Annotated in this window: 21 protein-coding genes; 6 read left to right on the top strand and 15 right to left on the bottom strand. The window is 53.1% G+C overall.

The features are described from left to right. Positions 1 to 10: 10 nt before the first annotated feature. From OGX93_RS05485 to OGX93_RS05475, 3 genes are all read right to left on the bottom strand, one after another. Positions 11 to 2,554: a fimbria/pilus outer membrane usher protein gene (locus tag OGX93_RS05485; protein ID WP_200075451.1), complete on the bottom strand. Its 2,544-nt coding sequence runs from the start codon at positions 2,552 to 2,554 to the stop codon at positions 11 to 13. A gap of 30 nt (positions 2,555 to 2,584) precedes the next feature. Next, positions 2,585 to 3,259 (bottom strand): fimbrial biogenesis chaperone, encoded by a 675-nt coding sequence (locus tag OGX93_RS05480; protein ID WP_110494511.1) that lies wholly within the window; start codon positions 3,257 to 3,259, stop codon positions 2,585 to 2,587. A gap of 69 nt (positions 3,260 to 3,328) precedes the next feature. Further along, positions 3,329 to 3,865, bottom strand: a complete 537-nt coding sequence (locus OGX93_RS05475; protein ID WP_047457960.1) for a fimbrial protein — start codon at positions 3,863 to 3,865, stop codon at positions 3,329 to 3,331. A 253-nt stretch (positions 3,866 to 4,118) separates the two neighbouring features. Between OGX93_RS05475 and ybiB the strand changes: the two genes are divergently transcribed. Continuing rightward, positions 4,119 to 5,087, top strand: coding sequence for a DNA-binding protein YbiB (gene ybiB, locus OGX93_RS05470; protein ID WP_012133171.1), 969 nt, complete (start codon positions 4,119 to 4,121; stop codon positions 5,085 to 5,087). A 121-nt stretch (positions 5,088 to 5,208) separates the two neighbouring features. Here ybiB and ybiJ read toward each other — a convergent pair whose 3' ends face one another. The 3 genes from ybiJ to mcbA all read right to left on the bottom strand — a co-directional run bounded on the left by ybiJ (position 5,209) and on the right by mcbA (position 6,475). Next, positions 5,209 to 5,469, bottom strand: coding sequence for a DUF1471 family protein YbiJ (gene ybiJ, locus OGX93_RS05465; RefSeq protein WP_012133170.1), 261 nt, complete (start codon positions 5,467 to 5,469; stop codon positions 5,209 to 5,211). 287 nt (positions 5,470 to 5,756) lie between these two features. Beyond that, positions 5,757 to 6,023 carry a DksA/TraR family C4-type zinc finger protein gene (locus tag OGX93_RS05460; RefSeq protein WP_012133169.1) on the bottom strand — a complete coding sequence of 89 codons (267 nt, stop codon included), beginning with the start codon at positions 6,021 to 6,023 and terminating at the stop codon, positions 5,757 to 5,759. 191 nt (positions 6,024 to 6,214) lie between these two features. Next, complete coding sequence (mcbA, locus tag OGX93_RS05455; RefSeq protein ID WP_012133167.1) at positions 6,215 to 6,475, bottom strand: DUF1471 family periplasmic protein McbA; 261 nt, start codon at positions 6,473 to 6,475, stop codon at positions 6,215 to 6,217. Between the two features lie 286 nt (positions 6,476 to 6,761). Between mcbA and rlmF the strand changes: the two genes are divergently transcribed. Continuing rightward, positions 6,762 to 7,688 carry a 23S rRNA (adenine(1618)-N(6))-methyltransferase RlmF gene (rlmF, locus tag OGX93_RS05450; RefSeq protein ID WP_115181809.1) on the top strand — a complete coding sequence of 309 codons (927 nt, stop codon included), beginning with the start codon at positions 6,762 to 6,764 and terminating at the stop codon, positions 7,686 to 7,688. Here rlmF and ybiO read toward each other — a convergent pair. The 6 genes from ybiO to rhtA form a co-directional block, all read right to left on the bottom strand. Further along, positions 7,685 to 9,919 (bottom strand): mechanosensitive channel protein, encoded by a 2,235-nt coding sequence (ybiO, locus tag OGX93_RS05445; protein ID WP_130028179.1) that lies wholly within the window; start codon positions 9,917 to 9,919, stop codon positions 7,685 to 7,687. The two genes, rlmF and ybiO, sit on opposite strands and share 4 nt — an antisense overlap. Before the next feature lie 118 nt (positions 9,920 to 10,037). Next, positions 10,038 to 10,760 (bottom strand): glutamine ABC transporter ATP-binding protein GlnQ, encoded by a 723-nt coding sequence (glnQ, locus tag OGX93_RS05440; RefSeq protein ID WP_012133163.1) that lies wholly within the window; start codon positions 10,758 to 10,760, stop codon positions 10,038 to 10,040. Continuing rightward, the gene (glnP, locus tag OGX93_RS05435) at positions 10,757 to 11,416 is read right to left on the bottom strand and encodes a glutamine ABC transporter permease GlnP (protein WP_049011142.1); all 660 of its coding nucleotides are present in this window, start codon (positions 11,414 to 11,416) and stop codon (positions 10,757 to 10,759) included. Before glnP ends, glnQ begins: the two co-directional genes overlap by 4 nt. A 95-nt stretch (positions 11,417 to 11,511) precedes the next feature. Further along, entirely contained in the window at positions 11,512 to 12,258 is a 747-nt protein-coding gene (gene glnH, locus OGX93_RS05430; protein WP_012133160.1) for a glutamine ABC transporter substrate-binding protein GlnH, read from the bottom strand. Positions 12,259 to 12,622: 364 nt separating this feature from the next. Beyond that, positions 12,623 to 13,126, bottom strand: coding sequence for a DNA starvation/stationary phase protection protein Dps (gene dps, locus OGX93_RS05425; RefSeq protein WP_012133159.1), 504 nt, complete (start codon positions 13,124 to 13,126; stop codon positions 12,623 to 12,625). Positions 13,127 to 13,431: 305 nt separating this feature from the next. Further along, positions 13,432 to 14,316 carry a threonine/homoserine exporter RhtA gene (rhtA, locus tag OGX93_RS05420; protein ID WP_012133156.1) on the bottom strand — a complete coding sequence of 295 codons (885 nt, stop codon included), beginning with the start codon at positions 14,314 to 14,316 and terminating at the stop codon, positions 13,432 to 13,434. 353 nt (positions 14,317 to 14,669) lie between these two features. Here rhtA and ompX point away from each other — a divergent pair, with 353 nt between their 5' ends. After that, the gene (gene ompX, locus OGX93_RS05415) at positions 14,670 to 15,185 is read left to right on the top strand and encodes an outer membrane protein OmpX (protein WP_012133153.1); all 516 of its coding nucleotides are present in this window, start codon (positions 14,670 to 14,672) and stop codon (positions 15,183 to 15,185) included. Positions 15,186 to 15,336: 151 nt separating this feature from the next. On the opposite strand, the gene OGX93_RS05410 is transcribed toward ompX, so the two are convergent. Together OGX93_RS05410 and mntS are read right to left on the bottom strand one after the other, a co-directional pair. Next, positions 15,337 to 16,923, bottom strand: a complete 1,587-nt coding sequence (locus tag OGX93_RS05410; protein WP_200075449.1) for a phosphoethanolamine transferase — start codon at positions 16,921 to 16,923, stop codon at positions 15,337 to 15,339. A gap of 289 nt (positions 16,924 to 17,212) precedes the next feature. After that, on the bottom strand, positions 17,213 to 17,341 hold the full coding sequence (gene mntS / locus OGX93_RS05405) for a manganase accumulation protein MntS (protein WP_047457949.1): 129 nt from the start codon (positions 17,339 to 17,341) through the stop codon (positions 17,213 to 17,215). 186 nt (positions 17,342 to 17,527) lie between these two features. Between mntS and mntR the strand changes: the two genes are divergently transcribed. After that, positions 17,528 to 18,001, top strand: coding sequence for a manganese-binding transcriptional regulator MntR (gene mntR / locus OGX93_RS05400; protein ID WP_012133150.1), 474 nt, complete (start codon positions 17,528 to 17,530; stop codon positions 17,999 to 18,001). Further along, on the top strand, positions 17,998 to 19,107 hold the full coding sequence (locus OGX93_RS05395) for an anion transporter (protein ID WP_153258259.1): 1,110 nt from the start codon (positions 17,998 to 18,000) through the stop codon (positions 19,105 to 19,107). Before mntR ends, OGX93_RS05395 begins: the two co-directional genes overlap by 4 nt. An 80-nt stretch (positions 19,108 to 19,187) precedes the next feature. Here the strand turns inward: OGX93_RS05395 and ldtB are convergent, their stop codons facing one another. Then, complete coding sequence (gene ldtB / locus OGX93_RS05390; RefSeq protein WP_012133148.1) at positions 19,188 to 20,108, bottom strand: L,D-transpeptidase; 921 nt, start codon at positions 20,106 to 20,108, stop codon at positions 19,188 to 19,190. Between the two features lie 218 nt (positions 20,109 to 20,326). Between ldtB and OGX93_RS05385 the strand changes: the two genes are divergently transcribed. After that, on the top strand, positions 20,327 to 21,922 hold the full coding sequence (locus OGX93_RS05385) for an ABC-F family ATPase (protein WP_047457942.1): 1,596 nt from the start codon (positions 20,327 to 20,329) through the stop codon (positions 21,920 to 21,922). Positions 21,923 to 22,003: the final 81 nt, after the last annotated feature.

The raw sequence follows: 22,003 nt of genomic DNA, 5'->3' as shown, positions 1-22,003 counted from the left end.
GCATGGTGAATCAATGACACTGCGCGGCAGCGTTAATGATGCTGGTTTTATGTCTCTCATCCGTTAGCGTGTACTCTGCGATGCAGTGTTCGCTGGCATCCTGACCCCACGACACGAAGAGCGTTCCGTGCTGAGGTAAACCGGAGAGATAAGTCTGACCGCCGTTGCCAACAATAAACTCGCTGTCTTTATCGTCGGTGGTGACGGTTGCGCCAAAGGGCAACGGCTTACCGTTTTGCGTGAGCATCATTAAAACCCTGCTGCCCACGCGGGTGTTAAAACTGGCGCGGACTACCGCGCCGCGCGTTGGGGTTACTATTCGCGCGGCATGGGTTACGTCGGCATCGTCTGGCAGTGTTTCTGTGTCCAGGGCAATCGTGTTGTGGCGGTAGGCTGATACAAATGGCACAACGGTATAGCCGCGAAAATCGGTTTTGACGCCGGTCTGATTGGTAATGTGCGTGCCATGTGTTCCCGGTGCTTTCACCAGCGCGATGGTTTCACCGAGCGGTTGCGTCAGAGTGATGCCGTTGGCGTGCGCCACAACGCCGCCTTGCAGACCCATATTAACGCTCCGTTGATGGCTGTCCTGGCTGACGCCGCCGCTCACTTCGCCATAGGTTCCTTTGTAATCGGCATTCATACTGGTTGAGTTGCCGCTTCCGGTATTGCTCACGCCTTCCTGGATATTCCAGTTCAGGTTGTCTTCGGCCAGAGCGGTACCGTTAAGGCCAATGTTTTGCGTGGCGCCGTCTTGACTGTTGTTCAGGTTGTACGTCGCCCAGGTGTTGTGCATCCAGTGGTCGAGTGGAACCGAAACGCTCAGCGCGAACTGGTTGTCATGGGTAACGGACTCACCGTTTTCATCGCTGTCGCTGGTGTTTTTGTTCATGCTGTAACTCAGGCTATAGCTCACGCCATGCCAGCTGTTGTTGTAGCTGAGGCTCATGGAGGTCATATCCTGGCGCTGGCTCCAGTAGGTCTCTTTGACCAGACTCAGCGTAAAAGACCCCCAGCTCTCGCCGAGCGTCTGATCGACAGTGGCTTCGGTACGCGCTCGGCGCTGCTGCGGGGCGGACCAGTCGCTGGCGCGGGTATAGGACTCCATTGTGTCTTCCAGGGTGTAAAAACCCTTACTGTTATAGCGATACCCGGCCAGGGAAAAGTTGGTGCCGGCGCCTGCAAAATCTTTGCTGTAACGCACGCGCCATGACTGCCCTGTGCTGGCCTGCTGCTGTTTCAGCAATGCTTTGGCCCGCGTGACGTCGACAGAAAACGCGCCTAAATCCCCCAGGTTTTTCCCGGTGCCGATCGCCTGCGACTGGTAATGGCGGCTTTGCTGTACGCCGCCATAGGCGGTAAAACCATAAGGTAGGCCATAGATTGCGCTCCCCTGAGCAAATGGAGTTTGCTCGACGTCTTTGTCATAGGCGCGATAGCGACCGGCAGTTACGCTATAGCGCAGGTTTTTTTCACGCTGCAACACGGGTACGGAGGCGTAGGGCACCACGAAATGGCTTTCGCTGCCGTCCGTCTCTTTGACGGTGACCTGCAAGTCGCCGCTGCTGCCCGTCGGGTAGAGATCGTTAATTTCAAATGCGCCTGGCGCTACGGTGTTCTGATAAATGACGTAGCCGTTCTGACGAACCATCACCAGGGCGTTACTGTGTGCGGTGCCACGGATAATCGGCGCATAGCCTTTTTCGCTATCCGGCAGCATGTCGCTGTCGGAATTGAGTTGTATGCCGGTATAAGGCACGCTGTCGAACACGTCCGCCGGAGAGGCGCTTTGCCCTACCGTGAGATCGCTTTTCATCGCCACGATATCGCGCTGCGCGTAGGTATAAACAGACGAGAATTTCTGCTGTTCGTCATGGCCCGTGACGTTACGATTCCAGGTTGAGTAATTGCGCACGCGCCAGGCGCCGATGTTGAACCCGGGACGCAGGTTGACATACTGGCTGCTGTTATCCTGTTCACCCTGTCGGCGGACGTCGCTCTGACTGGCGTTGGCGCTGTAGTTCAGTAGACCGGCGGTAATGCCTTCATCGAACGTTTTTGGGTCGATATAACCGCGCGGAATCTGGCCCAGCGCTGACTGAGGAATACTGAGCAATAGCTGCTGGTTGCGCACGCGAAACGTGGCGGAGGCGGCGGGGATGGCGCTTAAATCTGCACATTTTCCTTGTGCCATGAGCTTCGGAAACGCCTTCGTTTTAATGCCGAGACTCTTTAAATCATCCAGGCTGAAACAGGGCTGGAGTGAACGGTTGCCCTTAACATCTTTCTGTAATTTAAATGTGACATCGCGGGTGTCGACTTTATTATTATCAATAAAGATTGATACCTGGTATTTTCCTGGTGCTTGTCCTGGACCTTTTTCATATACCGATAAATCGGTTTTTTCCTGTCGGGGATTATCAATATCCAGGAGCGCCGGGTTAAAATAATCATCTGCCCGCGTTTGCTGCGCAAAACAGAATACTGCCAGGCCACATAGCAGGGGCAGCAGTGTGAATAATTTGCAGGAAAACGGCTTTTTATCGCGGTACATGATTATTTTAATTGCCTGTGCGCCGTTATCTTAATGGACAGGCTTAGACCAGGTTCGGCTGATGCTGCCGTAATCAGTAATAATGGAATAGGTCACGGTGTTACCGTCAGTATTGGCGGGCAGAGCCATGTGGGTTGCCGTTTCAGGTACTGCCCAGGTCGCTTTACTGATTTTATGACCATTAATCATCACGCTCTGGAAATTCATATAAAACGGCGTCGGGTTATTGACAACCAGATCGTGACCTTCACGATGCCATTCCAGTTTGTCAGCAACCTCTTCTGGCTTACCTTTCACGGAGGATGGGCGATACAATAATTTAATACGCGTGTTGATCGCGATTTGCAGGGTATTTACCCCCTCAACGTGTTTTGAGGATGGAATAGCCTTGATATTCAGCCAGTACAGCGATTCACGATCCTCAGGCAGATTGCCACCTGTGCGAATAACCCGCAGAACGTTGTCTTCTTTCGCATTCAGGCGAAACAGCGGCGGCGTAATCAGAAAGGGGGTGTTGCCCGGATTTTTACTGCCGGAATCGACCCAGGATTGTACCAGATAGTCCGTTGAATCTGGGTTTGAAAGACCAAGCGAGGATTCCTTTTTGTCTCCCTGGTAAACAAGACGGGTGCCGTTAATAATAACGCCAGCATGCGCTGTCGCTGCTACCAGAAAAAGAGTGCCCAGTAAATAACCGTGACGCATAAATATTTCTCAGCATGAATAAAAGATATTAGCCCTGAAGAAAGGGCTAATATCTTCGGATGGATAATATCAGTTATAGATAACGGTAAAGGTGGATACGGAATTTGCCGGGCCGGCCGTAACGGCAGCCTGAGTCTGAATATAACGCGCTGCAAATTCCAGATCGTTTACCGTGCTTCCTGCCGTCAGTGGATATTGACGGGAAGGGGTATATAAGCTGACGGGTTGCTCTGACGAGTCGAGCAACTGAATTGCTACACCGGTAGCTGTCTCCGTGTCTGGCGTTAATGCCAGGGTCGTGCTGTTATCCGTATCCGGCGTACCGCCAAAATTAATGGCGGCAGAGGTCACCGTTTCCGGGCAGTCTTTTAACTGAATATCGAATTTCGTTGGTGTGCTGGTAGAGCCTGCGCCAGAAAATACGGTTTTAGACACTCTGCCCAACTCGACATTCAGCGGGTTACTTAACCCATTAACGACCTGACAAGCGGAGTCAATGATTTCACCCGTAAAGTTAATCTGACCTTCGCCATTTGTTGCCGCAAATGCGGATGCGGAACATCCTACTGTTGCAGCGATGAATAAACCTAAAGCAACCTTGTTCATCATAAATCCTGGTGTATAAGTGGTGAAAACCAGCCTGGACGTTTTCACCGTGGACCCTCAATAACTCTTCGCCGGATATTTAATCAGATTGTTTACGGATTAGAATCGTGTATAAAAATCACAAATATTTGAACTAATGCTTGCGTTTTAATAATTACTACAAAAACAGGTGATTGATGACTGAGATAAAAAACTAACGGCCGGGTCTCCAGAGGGGCTATATTGTTAAAAAAATGTCGCAGTGGAGAATGTCATGGATTATCGCAAAATCATCAAAGAGGTCGGTCGAGGTAAAAATCACGCCCGCGACCTGGATCAGGATACCGCGCGCGGCCTGTATACCCATATGTTGAATGGCGATGTGCCCGAACTGGAAATGGGCGGCGTGTTGATCGCGTTGCGTATTAAAGGGGAAGGCGAAGCGGAGATGCTGGGCTTTTATGAAGCCATGCAGAACCACACGATTACGCTTACGCCGCCGGTCGCCAAACCGATGCCGATTGTCATCCCCAGTTACAACGGGGCGCGCAAACAGGCGAACCTGACGCCGTTGCTGGCGATTCTGCTGCATAAACTGGGCTTTCCGGTGGTGGTACATGGCGTAAGCGAAGATCCGACGCGCGTACTGACGGAGACCATTTTCGAACTGATGGGGATTGCGCCGACGCTGCACGCCGGTCAGGCTCAGGCGAAGCTGGATGGACACGAGCCGGTGTTTATTCCTGTCGGTACGCTGTGCCCGCCGCTGGAAAAACAGCTGGCAATGCGCTGGCGGCTGGGCGTGCGTAACAGCGCGCACACGCTGGCGAAGTTAGCGACGCCGTTTGCGGAAGATGCCGCCTTGCGGTTGTCCAGCGTCTCGCACCCGGAGTACGTTCCGCGCGTCGCGAAATTTTTTGCCGACATCGGCGGGCGTGGTTTGCTGATGCACGGCACGGAAGGGGAGGTGTATGCCAATCCACAGCGTTGCCCGCAAATCAGCCTGATCGACCGTTCCGGCGTGCAGGTGCTTCAGGATCGCCAGAGCGAGATGCCCGACGAGCCGGTGCCGCTGCCTGCGGCAAAAGACCCGGAAACCACCGCCCGCTGGATTGAGCGCTGCCTGGCGGGAAGCGAGCCGATACCGGCTTCCCTGAAAATTCAGATGGCGTGCTGTCTGGTGGCTACGGGAGAAGCGGCGACGTTAACGGAAGGGCTTGCGCGGGTAGCGCAGCATTTTTAAGCGTCAGGCAAAAAAAAGCCCGTCCAGTGGCGGACGGGCGAACAAGGGTAACACAGGTTCAATGAGGGTTGGAGCAGTGTGTCTGTCGGCAAACAGACGGGTATAACAGAAACACGTGAAATTATTTGTAGATAACAGCGGTGCCGCTCATTTTGTTGTTGTTGGTTGCGGAAGTGATGCTATAACCGGTTGCGCCGGCAGCTGCCGCTTTCTCAGCCAGTTTCGCTTCCAGGCCATCCAGAGTGGTGGCGCCTTCCGCAGAAACAACACCGATTTTATTCATGCTTTGCGCCTGGGAAGCCGTTACCGGCTCGGCAGCGAAAACGCCAAATGACAGGGTAGACAGAGCGATAGCAGCAACAGCATATTTGATATTTTTCATGATTAATCTCTCGCAGGTTATTCTTGTGTAGTAAGACGTTGTTCCGTCGATGTGATAAGTATCACGGTTTTTTGCGGGAGATAAAATCGAATAGAATTGACGTCATCCATCAAATAATTTGAATGACAAATAACTTATTGATTATTAATAAATTCAAAACATGGATTTACGCTTCTTGCCGTTTCACTTTACAGAAGAGAGAGTAACGGCACATTTTGCCACGCAGAAGGTGAAAAAGCATGAGAGTAAAAGAACATGCTTACGCTGTTGTTTTACGTAAAGAAAAGTTAGCGTAACTGGCTATCTTTCGATCCCCTGCGATTATATCCTGAGAATGTTGCGTTATGTAAATCTTTCTCCTGCTGGCAGGCAATGCATAGCCTTACTCCCGGAACGGCTTTACGCCGCGCTTCCGGGATAGGATCGCCGCACTCTTCACACTCATACAGGCTTTCGCCTTGAGGAATTTCGCCGCGAACGCGGGCGACAGCATCTTCAATAGTATTGTTGATTTGTTCATTAACGGCGTCGTCGTTCGCCCACCCGGATGCCATATACCTGTTCCTCCCCTTTATTCCACACGGTAAGTGTAGTGAATATGGGGTCAAAAATCGTACAGTCAATAGCGCAGAAGCAGGCCGGTATATCAGTCAGCGAAAAACGTCAGCGAATGAAAGAGACGGGGGGACGTTTTCCATGCTAAGGAAAACTGCATTCGGTGGGAATGCAGTTACCTGGTAGGGGGTTATTTGTAGATAGTGGCAGTGCCATACATTTGGTTATCGCCACCAGCAGAATTGACGACAAAACCTTTGGCGCCTTGTTCACGCGCTTTTTCTGCCAGTTTATTTTCAAGTTCGCTCAGCGTCGTCGCGCCCGTCGCCGAGACGGTCCCGGCGGGTCTGAGCTGGCCTGCTTCTGAGCTGCTAAGCGGCTGCGCGGCGAATGCACTAAAACTCATGCCAGTGAGCAGAGCAGCAGCCAGTACGGTGAGGCATTTTTTCATAACGGCATCCTCTTAGAAACAACAGGTGGTGCCTCATAAGTTTAGGACGTTGATGACGCAAAATTAACGCAAAAAATTGATTATGATGTGCTTGTTTTTTGAACGATATTTTTTGACGAATATTGACAAATCAATGACATACAGATTATTGATTTTCCAGGATTTTGTCGCTAAGCCTGCGGAGCGACCCGTGTTCGTTTGCGGTATAAGCGGGCTTTCTCCGTCAGGTTTGTTTACCGCGTTGCGTTATGCGAGTATCTTACGCCGCTGCTAAAAGGAGAATGCCATGTCTGCCCAGAAACCGGGATTGCACCCACGTAATCGCCATCATCATCGTTACGATCTCGCGACGTTATGCCAGGTCACGCCAGAACTGGCGCAATTTCTTACCCGTACGCCTGCGGGTGAGCAAAGCGTTGATTTCGCGAATCCTCTGGCAGTCAAGGCGCTCAATAAAGCGCTGCTGGCGTATTTTTATCAGGTGGCAAACTGGGATATTCCCGAAGGCTTTCTGTGCCCGCCGGTGCCAGGCCGCGCCGATTATATTCACCATCTGGCGGATCTGCTGGGCGAAACCACAGGCGCGATTCCGGCGGATGCGAGCGTGCTGGATGTGGGGACAGGAGCGAACTGCATTTACCCGCTTATCGGCGTGCATGAATACGGCTGGCGCTTTACCGGCAGCGAAGTCCATGCGCAGGCGCTGGCCAGCGCCCAGACGATCATCAGCGGCAACCCAGGATTAACCCGATCGATTCGTCTGCGTCGGCAGAAAGATCCTGCGGCAATCTTCAACGGCATCATTCATAAGAATGAACAGTATGACGCTACGCTGTGCAATCCGCCGTTCCACGATTCGGCAGCTTCTGCCCGTGCGGGAAGCGAGCGCAAACGTCGCAATCTGGGGCAGGATAAAAACGATGCCCTGAATTTTGGCGGCCAGCAGCAGGAACTCTGGTGCGAAGGTGGGGAAGTGGCGTTTATCAAAACGATGATCGCGGAAAGCCAGGCCTTTGGCCGCCAGGTGATGTGGTTCACCACGTTAGTGTCGCGCGGCGAAAATTTGCCGCCGCTGTACCGCGCGCTGACGGACGTCGGGGCGGTAAAAGTGGTCAAAAAGGAGATGGCCCAGGGGCAAAAGCAGAGCCGCTTTATTGCCTGGACCTTTATGGATGACGATCAGCGTCGCCGTTTTATGGCGCGTAAGCGCTAAAGCGTGGGTTCGCTCGGCGGCAGGGGGTCTGTCGCTGGCGCCTGACCGATCGTCGGTGCGGGCAGTACCTGATACGTTTGCACCGGCGCGCGAACGCCTGCCAGATCGAAATGTTTTTTCACCTGGCTGTCGAGCGCGAAGCGTACCGTCCACTGTTTTAAGGGCAAGGTGGTAAAGGAGACCCGCAGCGTAAAAGCGGTATTGGTCAGCCCGACGATCCCGGAGAATGACGGTTCTCCGATAATCAACCCGCGAATATCTTCCGTCTCCATCACCGCAGCCACCGCGTCTTTCAATGCCTGATTGGCTTTATCCGCATCTTCATGGCGATCCACGTCATAGTTAGCCACGACCGAACCAATGCCGCGCACAAAGTTCGCGAAGGTAGTAATCGAAGACCACGGAATAATGTGGTACGCCCCGGTATCCTGACGCACGCCTACCGAGCGAATCGACATTCGCTCCACCGTACCGGTCAGCGGGCCGATAGTCACCAGATCGCCGGTATTCATCCCGTTTTCAAACTGGATGAATACGCCGGTAATAATATCTTTCACCAGCGTTTGCGAACCGAACGAAATCGCCAGCCCCAACGCCCCGGCGCCGGCCAGTAAGGGGGCAATGTTCACGCCAATCTCTGACAGCACGATCATGATAGTGATTGTACTGATGATCACCGCCAGGGCGTTACGAAACAGCGTAAGCAGGGTTCGGGTACGCGCGCTGGGCAAGGGGCGGCCGTGAATATCTGATGCCAGGCGGTTCTCAATCAGGCTGGCGAGGATGGTCCATCCGACCGCAGAGAAAAAGAGGATCAGCGCAATGCGGATCAGAATATCGACGGTTTTTTCTCCCGCGCCGTTGTGCAGCCAGTTCCAGAAGTCGAATAACCCCCAGGCGTTGAGCAACAGCATGATCGCCACGCAAACCGTCAGGATTCGCGCGGCTTTCAGGGCGGTTGACAGCCAGCCGTTCAGCCGTTTTTGCAGCTCAGGATAGTTGCGCTGCGTAGGGGGCGACAGTGTAATGGTTTTGGCTATCCAGCGTGAGAACATGCCGGAAACAAACGCGGCGACACCGATAATGAGCAGGCTGCGTACCGTCGCGCCCATCATAAACTTCAGGCTGTTGCCCGGGTCGAACAATGAGAAGAAAAACAGCACGATAAAATAGGCGCTGGCCAGCCAGTGCCACACCAGCGCGAAGGCGCGAATAAACAGACTGAAAAAGGCCAGCGACCGTTCCGCGAGATTCAGCAGATGCTGGGTGATCTCTTTTTTGTTTTTGAAGATCAGATACAGCGCCCACAGCGTAATGCACAACATGATGATGACGTTCGCCATCGCGCCGACCTGGACGTTGACCTGGTTGGAGATAATTGGCACGGCGACGATCAGACCATAGCCTATCAGGCTACTGAGCGAACTCAGACGGCGATTCCAGTAGCGTGCGCTGGCGTCCTGAATCGTGAACGGACGCAACTCCGCTACGTTAGGGCAAAAGATCAGGCGCAGAATGGCTTTGAAAAACTCAATCAGGGCAAAGGCGTTCAGGAACAGACTTTGTTGAAAGGCGATGGTTCGGCTGCCGGCGTTCATTCTGTCGCTCAGTATCTGCCCGACAAACAGGGTCAGCGCCAGCAGGAGCAGATCGATGATAAATGCGCCGATAATCATTGCGGGAAGCTGTAGCCAGTTGCTGCGGTCGCGATTTTTTTTGCGCGCCCACTGACCCATTTTGCGATACAGCGGCAGCGCGCAAAGCCGTATCAGCCAGTAAAAGACAAATACCGAAGCTGCCAGCATCAGGAAGTGGGTCAGGGCATTGGTAAATGTCTGCGTGTTAAACGGCTTATGCGGCGAGTCGGTGATGTTACGATAAAGCTGGGCAAAGCGCCCGGAGAGGGCTTCTCCGTAACGCCGGCTGATGTCGGTTACATTCTCCAGTACCGTTTTTTCTTCCGTAACCGTGGGCGGCGTTATCGTGGGGACGGGCTCTGGCGGCGGCGTGGCGGCGACTTTCCGTAGCTGGTCGATGAGCTCCTTGCGAGAGGTCTCGTTTTCCAGCACATCCGCCAGCGCCGCGTAGGCGGCTTTCTTTTGTTCGACATCGGGTTCAGCCGCAGGCGCGGCCTCCTGACTGCCTGAGGCGTCCGTTGTGACGCCGGGGATCGCGACCGCATGCGCGGGGGCGCCCAGCAGTAAAAAGAGGATGAACAGGATCCGCCGCATGACTCCTCCTGTGAGAAATATAAGCAAAAAGATAAGTATAGATGCTTAAAGGGGAGGGATTTGAAATGGGAGGATTCCGGGGAAATCCTCCCTTCCGGGCGGAAGGGAGGGGCATGCCTCAGGAAACGTGCTGCAAGAACTCCTGCAAACGCTGGCTGGGCGGATTTTCAATCAGGGTTTGCGGATTACCGTCTTCCGCAATGCGCCCTTTGTCGATGAAGATCAGACGGGAGGCCACTTTCTCGGCAAAGCCGATTTCGTGGGTCACAATGACCATTGTCATCCCTTCTTCCGCCAGATCCTGCATGACTTTCAGCACTTCGTGACGCAGTTCCGGGTCCAGCGCGGAGGTCGGTTCATCAAACAGCATCATTTTCGGCTTCACCGCCAGCGCGCGGGCAATCGCCACACGCTGCTGCTGACCGCCGGAAAGTTCGGAAGGGTAGTGATGCGCGCGCTCTGCCAGCCCGACTTTCGCTAATAACTCTTTGGCCTGCTTTTCGGCATCTTCTTTCTTCGCGCCGCGCACGCGCAGCGGCCCGAACATGACGTTTTCCAGCGCCGTCAGATGCGGGAAGAGATAGAACTGCTGGAACACCATGCCGGCTTCCTGACGGATTAACCGCTCATCCACCTTCGGATCGTTCACTTTCAGACCATCAACAATCAACTCGCCGGACGTGATCTCTTCCAGTTTGTTGATGCAGCGCAGCAGAGTGGACTTCCCGGAGCCGGATGGCCCGATGATGACCACCACTTCACCCTGTTTGATGTTCAGATCAATATTGTGCAGCACCTGGGTTGGCCCAAAATGCTTGGAGACGTTTTTAAATTCAATCACAGGATTTTCATCCTTCTTTCCAGACGACGCAGAATGAAGCTCAGCACCAGCGTAATGATCAGATAGAACACCGCAACGGCACTCCAGATTTCCAGCGCGCGGAAGTTACCGGCGATGATTTCCTGCCCCTGACGAGTCAGTTCAGCGACGCCGATAACAATAAACAGCGAGGTATCTTTGATGCTGATAATCCACTGATTACCGAGCGGTGGCAGCATACGGCGCAGCGCGAGCGGTAAAATAACGTGGCGAATGGTTTCGCCGCGAGACAGCCCTAACGCCAGGCCCGCTTCGCGAAAACCTTTGTGGATAGACAGCACCGCACCGCGCGTGATTTCTGCAATGTACGCGCCCGAGTTAATCATGATGGTGACAACGGCGGCGCTGAAGGGATCAATTCGCAGATCGTTAAACGCCATCGGTAGCGCGAAGTAGATAAACATCACCTGCACAACGATAGGCGTACCGCGAATCACTTCGATAAAGACCAGCGCAATGTGGTTGGCGATCCAACCACCAAAGGTGCGCGCAAAACCCGCAAGCAGCCCGATGACCAGGCCGCCAGCCAGACCAAGGATTGAAATCCACAGGGTCATTTTGGCGCCTTCAATCAACAGCGGGATGGCGGGCCAGATGGCACTCCAGTCAAACTCCATAAATTGTTCCTGTTACCGTGGTGAAAATACTCAAAGGCCTGTACGCCCGGTAAGCGTAAGCGCCACCGGGCGTAACGAGCTAAAATACAGCGTTATTATTTAGGTTCAGTACCGAACCATTTTTTGTAGATTTCGTTATAGGTGCCGTTTTCACGCAGCGTTTTCAGCGCGCCGTTCACTTTCTCACGCAGTTCGTCGCTGCCTTTCGGGAAGGCGATGCCGTATTGCTGCGCTTCCAGAGACTCACCTACCGCTTTGAACTGACCATTGCCCGCGGTTTTGATGAAATAGAGGATGTTTGGCGTATCGTGCAGAACGGCGTCCGCGCGGTTGGTGCCCAGTTCCATGTAGGCGTTATCGATGTTCGGGAACTGACGCAGATCTTTGGTTTTGATGTTCGCTTTCGCGTAATCGACAGAACCGGTGCCGCTCTTCACCGCAACCACTTTGCCGTCGAGGTCTTTCACGCTTTTCACATCGTTGTTATTGGCTTTCACCATGACCAACAGACCGCTTTTGTAATAGCCGTCAGAGAAGTCGATCGCTTTTTTACGTTCGTCGGTGATCGTGATGCCTGCCAGCGCCAGGTCGACGTTTTTGGTTTGCAACGCCGGGATGATGCCGCTGAAATCCATCGGTTTCAGGGTGTAGTCCAGATTCAGCTCTTTCGCGACAGCGGCCCACAGATCCACATCAAAGCCAACGTATTTGTCGCCCTGTTTGAATTCAAACGGAACGAACGCCGTGTCGGTTGCCACGACGAGTTTCTTATCCGCGGCGTGAGAAGACACCGCAAAAGCCAGGGTAAGTGCAGCCAGTGAAACTTTTAATACAGACTTCATAGCATTTCCTTTTATATCCACGGGGCGATCCCCTGCGAGAACATATGGCGTAATGAAAGAATCGTGCCAATTATGCAACTCATTGTTTTAAAAAGAAGGCGTTTCATTTTAATGCACAATAAGCGTGGCAAAACTGACGGATTGCACCGTTTTGGGGCACTGATTTAGTGCAGACCGAATCGGGTGCAAACGGTATGACTATTTAGCGCAAAAATTGTTGCTAAAACAATCTCTCGTTAACGATTGTGTGAGGTGATTATTACAAATATTTTACTTTACGGCAGGGCGGAAGAAATTTGATGCACTATAAAAGTGCAAAACCCCCGCCGAAGCGAGGGTTCATAGGTCTTACTTATCATGCTGCTTATTCGATGTTGGCTTCGATGAACCACAGGAATTTATCGAGGTCGCGGGAAGCAGCGGTAAAGATATCAGCAGTGTCTTCGTCTTTGGCTTCGCTGATGGCTTTACGGACGTCATTGGCGACAACAGAGTAACGATCCGCCAGCTCTTTCAGGTGATCCTGAACGCTATGGATATCCAGCGGATAGCTTTTCAGCGGTGTTTTGCTGTTAATCACTTGCGTTGTCCCTAATGCCACGCCACCCAGCTGTACGGCACGTTCTGCCATGGTATCAAGGTGGTCGGTCAGCGCTGTACGGAAGCCATCCAGCATCTCATGTACGGCAATAAAGTTAGCACCGCGCATATTCCAGTGAGCCTGCTTAGTGATCAGTGACAGGTCAATGAACTGGATCACCTGACGATTCAGCAACTCAACCGTCGCTTTCTTATCGCTGTCTGATACATCGTTGCGGGTATAAAGCAGATTAGACGCTTTCGTTTTTACCAGTTTAGCGGTACTCATAATCTCATATCCTCTTGATGTTTTGTGTCCCAGGTAATTAACGAAACTAAGTATAGCACCGGTTTTTCATTTTGCTTTTCTGTCTGTGCCTATCACTTTAATAGTGCAGAAAGTGTTTAATATTGAAAATTATTAAAAATCAATATGTTATTAAATTAAGCGTCAGCATGTTAATAATTCTCATTCACTATGAGCGATAAACATAAATAGGTTTGCAGGCAGCAGAAAAATAGCGGAGATAATAATAATGAGAAGGATAAAAGCAATATTCTGCATGATTATGCAAATCATGCAGAATTGTAACGTTAATTAATGTCGACTTGCTGAATTTTCGTTTCTCGCCGGATGGTGAGCGTGGACCCCATCGAGGCGGCAATGATGGCGGCCAGGGCCAGAAGCTGTACCAGCGTCAGCGTTTCTCCCAGGAAAATCATCCCCGAAACGGCAGCCAGCGCGGGCTCCATGCTCATCAGCGTCCCAAACGTTCGCGTGGGCAGTCGCGTCAGCGCGATCATTTCCAGCGAGTAGGGCAGCGCCGTTGACAGCACGGCGACAGCCAGACCCAGCGGGAGAATCGACCAGTGCCATAATGCTTCTCCCGCCTGTAGCGCGCCAACCGGAACGAAAACGATCGCCGCAATGAGCGAGCCTACCGCCACGGTCGCGGGGCCGTGTTCTTCACCCGCCCGCTGCCCGGTCAGAATATAGATAGCCCAGCAGGCGCCTGCGCCGAGCGCCAGCGCGGCACCCGTTAAATCAACATGCGATACGCCCTGACCAAGCGGCAACAGGAACCAGAGTCCAAGCACGGCCAGCACAACCCAGATGAAATCGACAGGCCGTCTGGACGAGAACAGCGCGACCGCCAGCGGCCCGGTGAACTCCAGCGCAACGGCGATGCCGAGCGGCACCGTCTGAATCGACAGGTAAAACAGGTAGTTCATCCCGCCAAGCGACAGACCGTAAAACAGGAGCGGCAGCCGCTGTTCTCTGGCAAAGCGCAGACGCCAGGGCTTAAAGAACGCAATCAGGATTAGCGTGCCTAATGCCAGACGCAGTGCGGTAACGCCTGGCGCCCCGACGAGAGGGAACAGCGATTTCGCCAGCGAGGCTCCGCTCTGAATAGAGGACATCGCAATGAGCAAAACCAAAATAGGCAGCCAGACTGGCTTACGTGACGACCCCGGCATCCTTTCTCCTGTCAATTAATGTCAATAGAAGTAAAAAAGGCAGTGTAATAGAAATAACCTCTGACGGTTGAGTATTCGTTGAAAAAAAATCCCGGAGAATCCGTAAAATATCGATGAATTGATGGATTAATAAACTGCGTAATTAGGAATTATCTGGATGAATGTACCATATTGTGCGCGTAATAATGGTGCGCTTCACCGGAAAAGTGATGTTATTTGAAAGAGATAGCGGGTTATGGAAATGTTCTGTTACACGAAAAGACCCGTTAGACATCGCGAATCGCAAAGAGTTTCTCATCAATTTTTGATATATTTATAACTTAGGATTTACTTGAAGCACATTTGAGGTGGTTATGAAAAAAATTGCATGTCTTTCAGCACTGGCCGCTGTTCTGGCTATTTCCGCAGGTACTGCTGTAGCTGCTACTTCTACCGTTACGGGTGGTTACGCTCAGAGCGATGCTCAGGGCGCAGCGAACAAAATGAACGGTTTTAACCTGAAGTATCGCTACGAGCAGGACAACAACCCGCTGGGCGTAATCGGTTCCTTCACCTACACAGAAAAAGATCGTACTAACGGTGCTGGCGATTACAACAAAACTCAGTACTACGGCCTCACCGCCGGTCCTGCTTACCGTCTGAACGACTGGGCAAGCATCTACGGTGTTGTTGGTGTGGGTTACGGTAAATTCCAGACTGCTGCCACCCCGGCTGACAAACACGACACCAGCGACTACGGTTTCTCCTACGGTGCCGGTTTGCAGTTCAACCCGATCGAAAACGTTGCGCTGGACTTCTCTTATGAGCAGAGCCGTATCCGTAACGTGGACGTCGGCACCTGGATCGCCGGTGTTGGTTACCGCTTCTAATCACTTCGGTGATATGAAAAATCCGCCCCTCGGGGCGGATTTTTTTTGTCTGATGTGTAGGCCGGATAAGGTATTTATGCCGCCATCCGGCAATGCCTGATGGCGACGCTGAGGCGTCTTATCAGGCCTACAACATTATCCGGCCTACAGGTTAGCGCTGTTTGGTACTAAAAATATCCGTACCCAGATGGTTGTAATCCACCTTCTGCAACTTGAAGTTGGTGATGAAGACCGGCCCGGCTTTCTGCTCAGAGATAAAACGGTATTTGGTTTTAATCTCCTTCGCGCTGATCCCCGTCCATTGCGAGAAAAAGCCTAAGAAATCATTTGCCGAGCGGCGCGCTTTAATCACGTGATGCGCTTTGTCATCGCTGGAAAGCACCATAAACGGCACCTGAAAATTCTGCTGATACCTGTCGTCATGCGCCAGATACTGCACCTCTTTCCCGCGCTCTTTAAATGCGAGGCCATGATCCGAGAAGTAGACCATAGAGAAGCTGTCGCCGCTGTTACGCAACTGCGCGTACAGTTTTCCCAGCAGCGCGTCCGTTTGGGTCATGGTGTACAGGTAGCAAGAGGTCTCTTTCGACTGCACGAAAACGTCGTATTTTCCCTGCGTGCGATCGCAGGCCTGCGGGTGCGATCCCATCAGGTGCAGCACGATTAACTGCGGCTGCGTGCGTTCTGTCTCCAGTACCTGAGCGGTCATTTTTAACAGCGCATCGTCACGCGTATTCTTGTCGGCTTCGAAGTCTCCGCTTTTCAGGAAGTGCGCTTCATCGGCACGTTTCGCGATGCTGGCGATAGCCGTATCGTATTCGCCGATTTGCCCCTGATTCGAGAACCACCAGGTCTGGAAACCGGCACGGTTGGCCAGCGTCACAAAGTTATCCTGGAATTGCGGCTTGTTGTCGACCACGCGGTTGAGCGTTAAACCGAGCGATTTTTGCGTTGAGCCGCTGGCGGCAACGTAATCCATGAAAAAATAACCGTTGGCGGTACTGGCGAACGGGGTGTTATCCCAGTGACCGCCGAATGCGCCCATTGCGTCACGCCGAGCGCTTTCACCGATCACCACCACGTAGGTATGGTATCGGGGCTTAACCGCAGTGACCGTCCAGGTATCCTTCATCCCGGACAGCTTCGCCATCCGCTCTTGCTCCTCAATCACCTCATTGTTGTTAACGATGACATCCTTCACGAAGCGAAAAACCGGGTAGCCGGTGTCTTTTAATTTAAACACGCCGCCCCACGCCAGGTTTTGCACCGGCGCGACAAAAAAGGCGATGAGGCTGAACAGCAGACACACGCTGTCCACAACGCGCCAGGCTTTTTTCTCCGTCTCTTGCTTACGGCGAACGGCAATCACGCCCAGTGCAAAGATAAAGAGGCCTACCAGATAGTTGTACCACGGGAAGATGGTCAGGATTTCGGTGGACTCTTCCACGTTGGTCGAATGCAGCGCCAGCAGCGTATTAAAGTTTGGCGAGCCGTAGGCCTGGCCGAACGGGAAATACATGGCGGCGATCAGCGAGCATAGCCCGATCAACACCTTTTGCGCGCGCGGCGAGGTGCGCCAGAGCAACAGCAATAGGCAGGTAAAGGCCGCTGTATAGAACAGGCTAAACGGGTAGCCCGACGCGAGGTTAATCAGCAGCGACTGTAAAAAGTAGAAGCCAGTCCACGGGCTAATGGCCCTGCTGCGGGCAATAAGCGAGTCTTTGAGGGTTAAATTCATATGCCACTATTGCAAAAACGCCATGTGCTCACCCTGGCGTTAAGGGTCAATACCTGCCGGAAAGTGCGTGAAGAGGGGATGGGGTCCGCATCTGCGAGCCGCAATATATGCAGGGCTGCGCAACGATAGAGCGTGTGTATAAGAAGGTCAACTACTACAAGGAAAATGTTTTGCGAAGGGGGCAGCAAAACCGACAAAAAGAAAGGGTATTGAGATAAAACACAGCGCGAGCGCGCCTTGATGGCCGCGAAGATGGCGTCAAAATGGAGCGGCGTACCGCGACGCCGCGTTATTTTGACGAGGGCTGATCCTGCTCGGGTTTGCCGTTGATCATGTCACACAGCATGGACAGCAGCATTAACCGTACTTTAAAGGGAGAGTGGCTAAACACGCGCATACACCTCTTAAATTCGTTCATAGAAACCTCCTGACTTTACGATCCCATCAATCCGTGAGGGATGCCTGCATTACATACAGATATAGCACAGGCTATATTATATAGCTATTGCTAAAACGTTAAATTTTTGAGCCTGTGCAACTCTGGTTTACAATGGACCCACTCCAGCCAGATGCAATTAACGCGTCACAGTAACGAGGAAGCAGAATGAGTCGTCGCGCAGGTACGCCAACAACAAAAAAAGTGACGCAATTAGTGAATGTCGAAGAACACGTCGAAGGGTTCCGCCAGGTCAGGGAAGCGCATCGCCGTGAACTGATTGATGACTACGTTGAGCTGATTTCCGATTTAATTATCGAGGTCGGTGAAGCGCGTCAGGTTGATATGGCGGCGCGACTTGGCGTTTCCCAGCCGACAGTCGCCAAGATGCTCAAGCGTCTGGCGTCGGTAGGGCTTATCGAAATGATCCCCTGGCGCGGGGTATTCCTGACCGCAGAAGGCGAGAAGCTGGCGCAGGAAAGCCGTGAACGCCACCAGATCGTGGAAAACTTTTTACTGGTGCTGGGTGTCAGCCCGGAAATCGCACGCCGCGATGCGGAAGGGATGGAGCACCATGTAAGCCAGGAAACGCTTGAGGCTTTCCGCCTGTTTACGCAAAAGCACGGAACGCCTTCTGAATGAGTTTTCCTTTTCTGCGGGCATTAAGACGCGATCGTTTCCTGCTGTTATTACTCCTTGTCGGGGCCGGACTCAGTCTGTTCGTCCCGTTTACCCCCCGCACCTGGCCGGGTGCAATTGACTGGCACACCATTATTACGCTGAGCGGTTTGATGCTGCTGACCAAAGGCGTTGAGCTGAGCGGATATTTTGATGTGCTGGGCCGCAGAATGGTTCGTCGTTTTAAAACGGAACGCCGTCTGGCAATGTTTATGGTGCTGGCGGCGGCGGTGCTGTCAACGTTCCTGACCAACGATGTGGCGCTGTTTATCGTCGTTCCGCTGACCATTACCCTGAAAAGACTGTGTGCGATTCCGGTAAACCGGCTGATTATCTTTGAGGCGCTGGCGGTCAACGCCGGTTCGCTGCTCACGCCGATTGGCAATCCGCAAAATATTTTGTTGTGGGGGCGTTCTGGTCTTTCATTTGCGGCTTTTGTCTGGCAGATGGCGCCGCTTGCCGCCGTGATGATGCTGACGCTGTTGGTGCTGTGCGGCCTTTGTTTTCCGGGGAAAGCGTTGCAATACCATACCGGTACGCGCGCCCCTGAGTGGCAACCGCGCCTGGTGTGGAGCTGCTCTGGGTTGTATATCGTGTTTCTGACCGCGCTTGAACTGAAGCAGGAACTCTGGGGGCTGGCGATTGTGGCGGCAGGGTTCATCGTCCTGGCGCGCCGCGTGGTATTGAGCGTCGACTGGACGTTGCTGCTGGTGTTTATAGTGATGTTTATCGACGTGCATTTATTGATACAGCTACCGGTGTTGCAGGGCGTACTGCGCCATGTTGAAACGCTCTCTGCGTCGGGGCTTTGGCTGACTGCGCTCGGTCTGTCGCAGTTTATCAGCAATGTGCCCGCCACGATTTTATTGCTCAACTATGTTCCGCCGACCGCGTTGCTGGCCTGGGCGGTCAATATCGGTGGTTTTGGTTTGCTACCGGGATCGCTGGCGAATCTGATTGCATTGCGGATGGCAAATGATCGGCGTATCTGGTGGCGGTTTCATTGGTATTCGTTGCCGATGCTGCTCTGGGCGGCGCTGGTGGGATATGGATTGTTGTTGCTGAAGTGATGGCCCGATGGCGCTACGCTTATCGGGCCGACGCGGTAGGCCGGGTAAGGCGAGAGTCGCCACCCGGCACATTGCTTTGATCAGTTCAGACGAACCGGCATACCGGAGCGGTTCTGAACGGCCTGCTCAACCACAGACTGATCGACATCAGGCTGGCTGGTGACGCTCTGAACGCTTTTGTTCAGGTTAATCGGTACGATCTCGCCGCCTTCGAACTGCGCTTCCGTGGTAGACAGAGGGTTATGGACTTCAATGTAACGGCTGCCATCTGGCTCAGTGGTCGCTTTCACCGGCTCGTCGATAAACTGTACGCGGGTGCCGACCGGCACATTTTCGAACAGGAACTTGATGTCGTCGTTACGCAGACGGACGCAGCCGTGGCTGACGCGCAGGCCGATACCGAAGTTGGCGTTGGTGCCATGAATCGCATACAGACGACCAATGTACAGCGCGTACAGACCCATCGGGTTATCCGGGCCAGCCGGCACGACGGCAGGCAGCGGTTCGCCCGCCGCGCGGTATTCGGCATGCATTTTCGCCGTCGGCGTCCAGGTCGGGCCTGCTTTCTTACGCTCAACTTTCGTTGTCCAGTTGATTGGCGTGTCTTTCCCTAACTGACCGATACCAATCGGCAGGACGATCACCGTGTTGGTGCCTTTCGGGTAGTAGTACAGGCGCATTTCCGCACTGTTAATGACAATGCCTTCATGCACGGTGTCCGGCAGGATCAGCTGCTGAGGAATGTTCAGCACCGTACCGCCTTTTGGCAGGAAGGTATCAACACCCGGGTTCGCTTCCAGCATGTTAGACAGCCCCATCTGGTATTCAGCCGCAAAATACTCCAGCGGTTGGGTATTGCCTTCCGGGATAGTGATCACCTGGTTTTGACCAACGACGCGACTGCCATCGGTCGGTAAAGGATAAGTCACCGCTGAGGCGGTGCTGCAAAAGCCAACTACAGCGAGGGCCGCCGCGAAAAACGTTGTTAATTTCATATTCATGTTATGCGAGATTCAGTGCCTGGCAGGCTATTGGGTTGAGAATTCTGTCATGTTGGGAGCGCATTATATGTGCATTCCCGTTAAGTGGGAATTCAGATGTGTACGAAATCACATTTTTTTCCCGTGAGGACAATTTTAGCGGCTTACCGTGAGGCGCGATCTTATTTAAGACTTGTGGCATAATAAGCGGTTTGTCACATATTTTTCAGGATACGCCAGTGTTAGTTTCCAGCAACGTCACCATGCAGTTCGGCAGCAAGCCGCTGTTTGAAAATATTTCCGTCAAATTTGGCGGCGGCAACCGTTACGGCCTGATTGGCGCCAACGGTAGCGGTAAATCCACCTTTATGAAAATCCTCGGCGGCGATCTCGAACCGACGCTGGGCAACGTCTCTCTCGATCCGAACGAGCGTATCGGTAAGCTGCGCCAGGATCAGTTTGCCTTCGAAGAGTTCAGCGTACTCGACACAGTGATCATGGGGCATGTTGAGCTGTGGGAAGTGAAACAGGAACGCGACCGCATCTACGCGCTGCCGGAAATGAGCGAAGAAGATGGCTATAAAGTGGCCGATCTGGAAGTGAAATACGGCGAAATGGATGGTTACTCTGCCGAAGCGCGCGCGGGCGAACTGCTGCTGGGCGTGGGTATTCCGGTTGAGCAGCACTACGGCCCGATGAGCGAAGTCGCGCCAGGCTGGAAGCTGCGTGTCCTGCTGGCGCAGGCGCTGTTTTCCGACCCCGATATCCTGCTGCTTGATGAACCGACCAACAACCTCGACATCGACACGATCCGTTGGCTGGAGCAGGTACTGAACGAACGTGACAGCACCATGATCATCATTTCGCACGACCGTCACTTCCTGAATATGGTGTGTACGCATATGGCGGATCTGGATTACGGCGAACTGCGCATTTACCCGGGTAACTACGACGAGTATATGACTGCCGCCACCCAGGCGCGTGAACGCCTGCTGGCCGATAACGCCAAGAAAAAGGCGCAGATTGCAGACCTGCAATCTTTCGTCAGCCGCTTTAGCGCTAACGCGTCTAAGTCTCGCCAGGCAACGTCTCGTGCCCGTCAGATTGATAAAATTAAGCTTGATGAGGTGAAGGCTTCCAGCCGTCAGAACCCGTTCATCCGTTTTGAACAGGATAAGAAGCTGTTCCGTAACGCGCTGGAAGTGGAAGCGCTCGCGAAAGGCTTTGATAACGGCCCGCTGTTCAAGGGCGTCAATCTGCTGCTGGAAGTGGGCGAAAAGCTTGCGGTACTCGGGACTAACGGCGTGGGTAAATCCACGTTGCTGAAAACGCTGGTGGGCGATCTGGCGCCGGATAACGGCACCGTGAAATGGTCAGAGAACGCGCGCATTGGGTATTACGCGCAGGATCACGAATATGAGTTCGAAAATGACCTGACGGTGTTTGAATGGATGAGTCAGTGGAAGCAGGAAGGCGATGACGAGCAGGCGGTACGCAGCATTCTTGGCCGTCTGTTGTTCAGCCAGGACGATATCAGAAAACCGGCGAAGGTGCTCTCCGGTGGTGAAAAAGGGCGTATGTTGTTCGGTAAGCTGATGATGCAGAAACCGAATATCCTGGTGATGGACGAACCGACCAACCACCTGGATATGGAATCGATCGAATCGCTGAACATGGCGCTGGAGATGTATCAGGGCACCCTGATTTTCGTTTCTCACGACCGTGAGTTTGTTAGCTCGCTGGCGACGCGCGTGCTGGAAATTACGCCGCAGCGCGTGGTGGACTTCAGCGGCAACTACGAAGATTATCTGCGTAGTAAAGGGATCGACGGCTAAAAAAAGCCCGGTGGCGCTATGCTTACCTGGCCTACGCTACAGTTTGTAGGCCGGGTAAGGCGAAGCCGCCACCCGGCAATT

This window comes from Citrobacter sp. CK195, from assembly GCF_030333365.1.
Taxonomy (GTDB): Bacteria; Pseudomonadota; Gammaproteobacteria; order Enterobacterales; family Enterobacteriaceae; genus Citrobacter_B; species Citrobacter_B koseri.
This window is presented reverse-complemented; position numbering and strand designations above follow the sequence as displayed.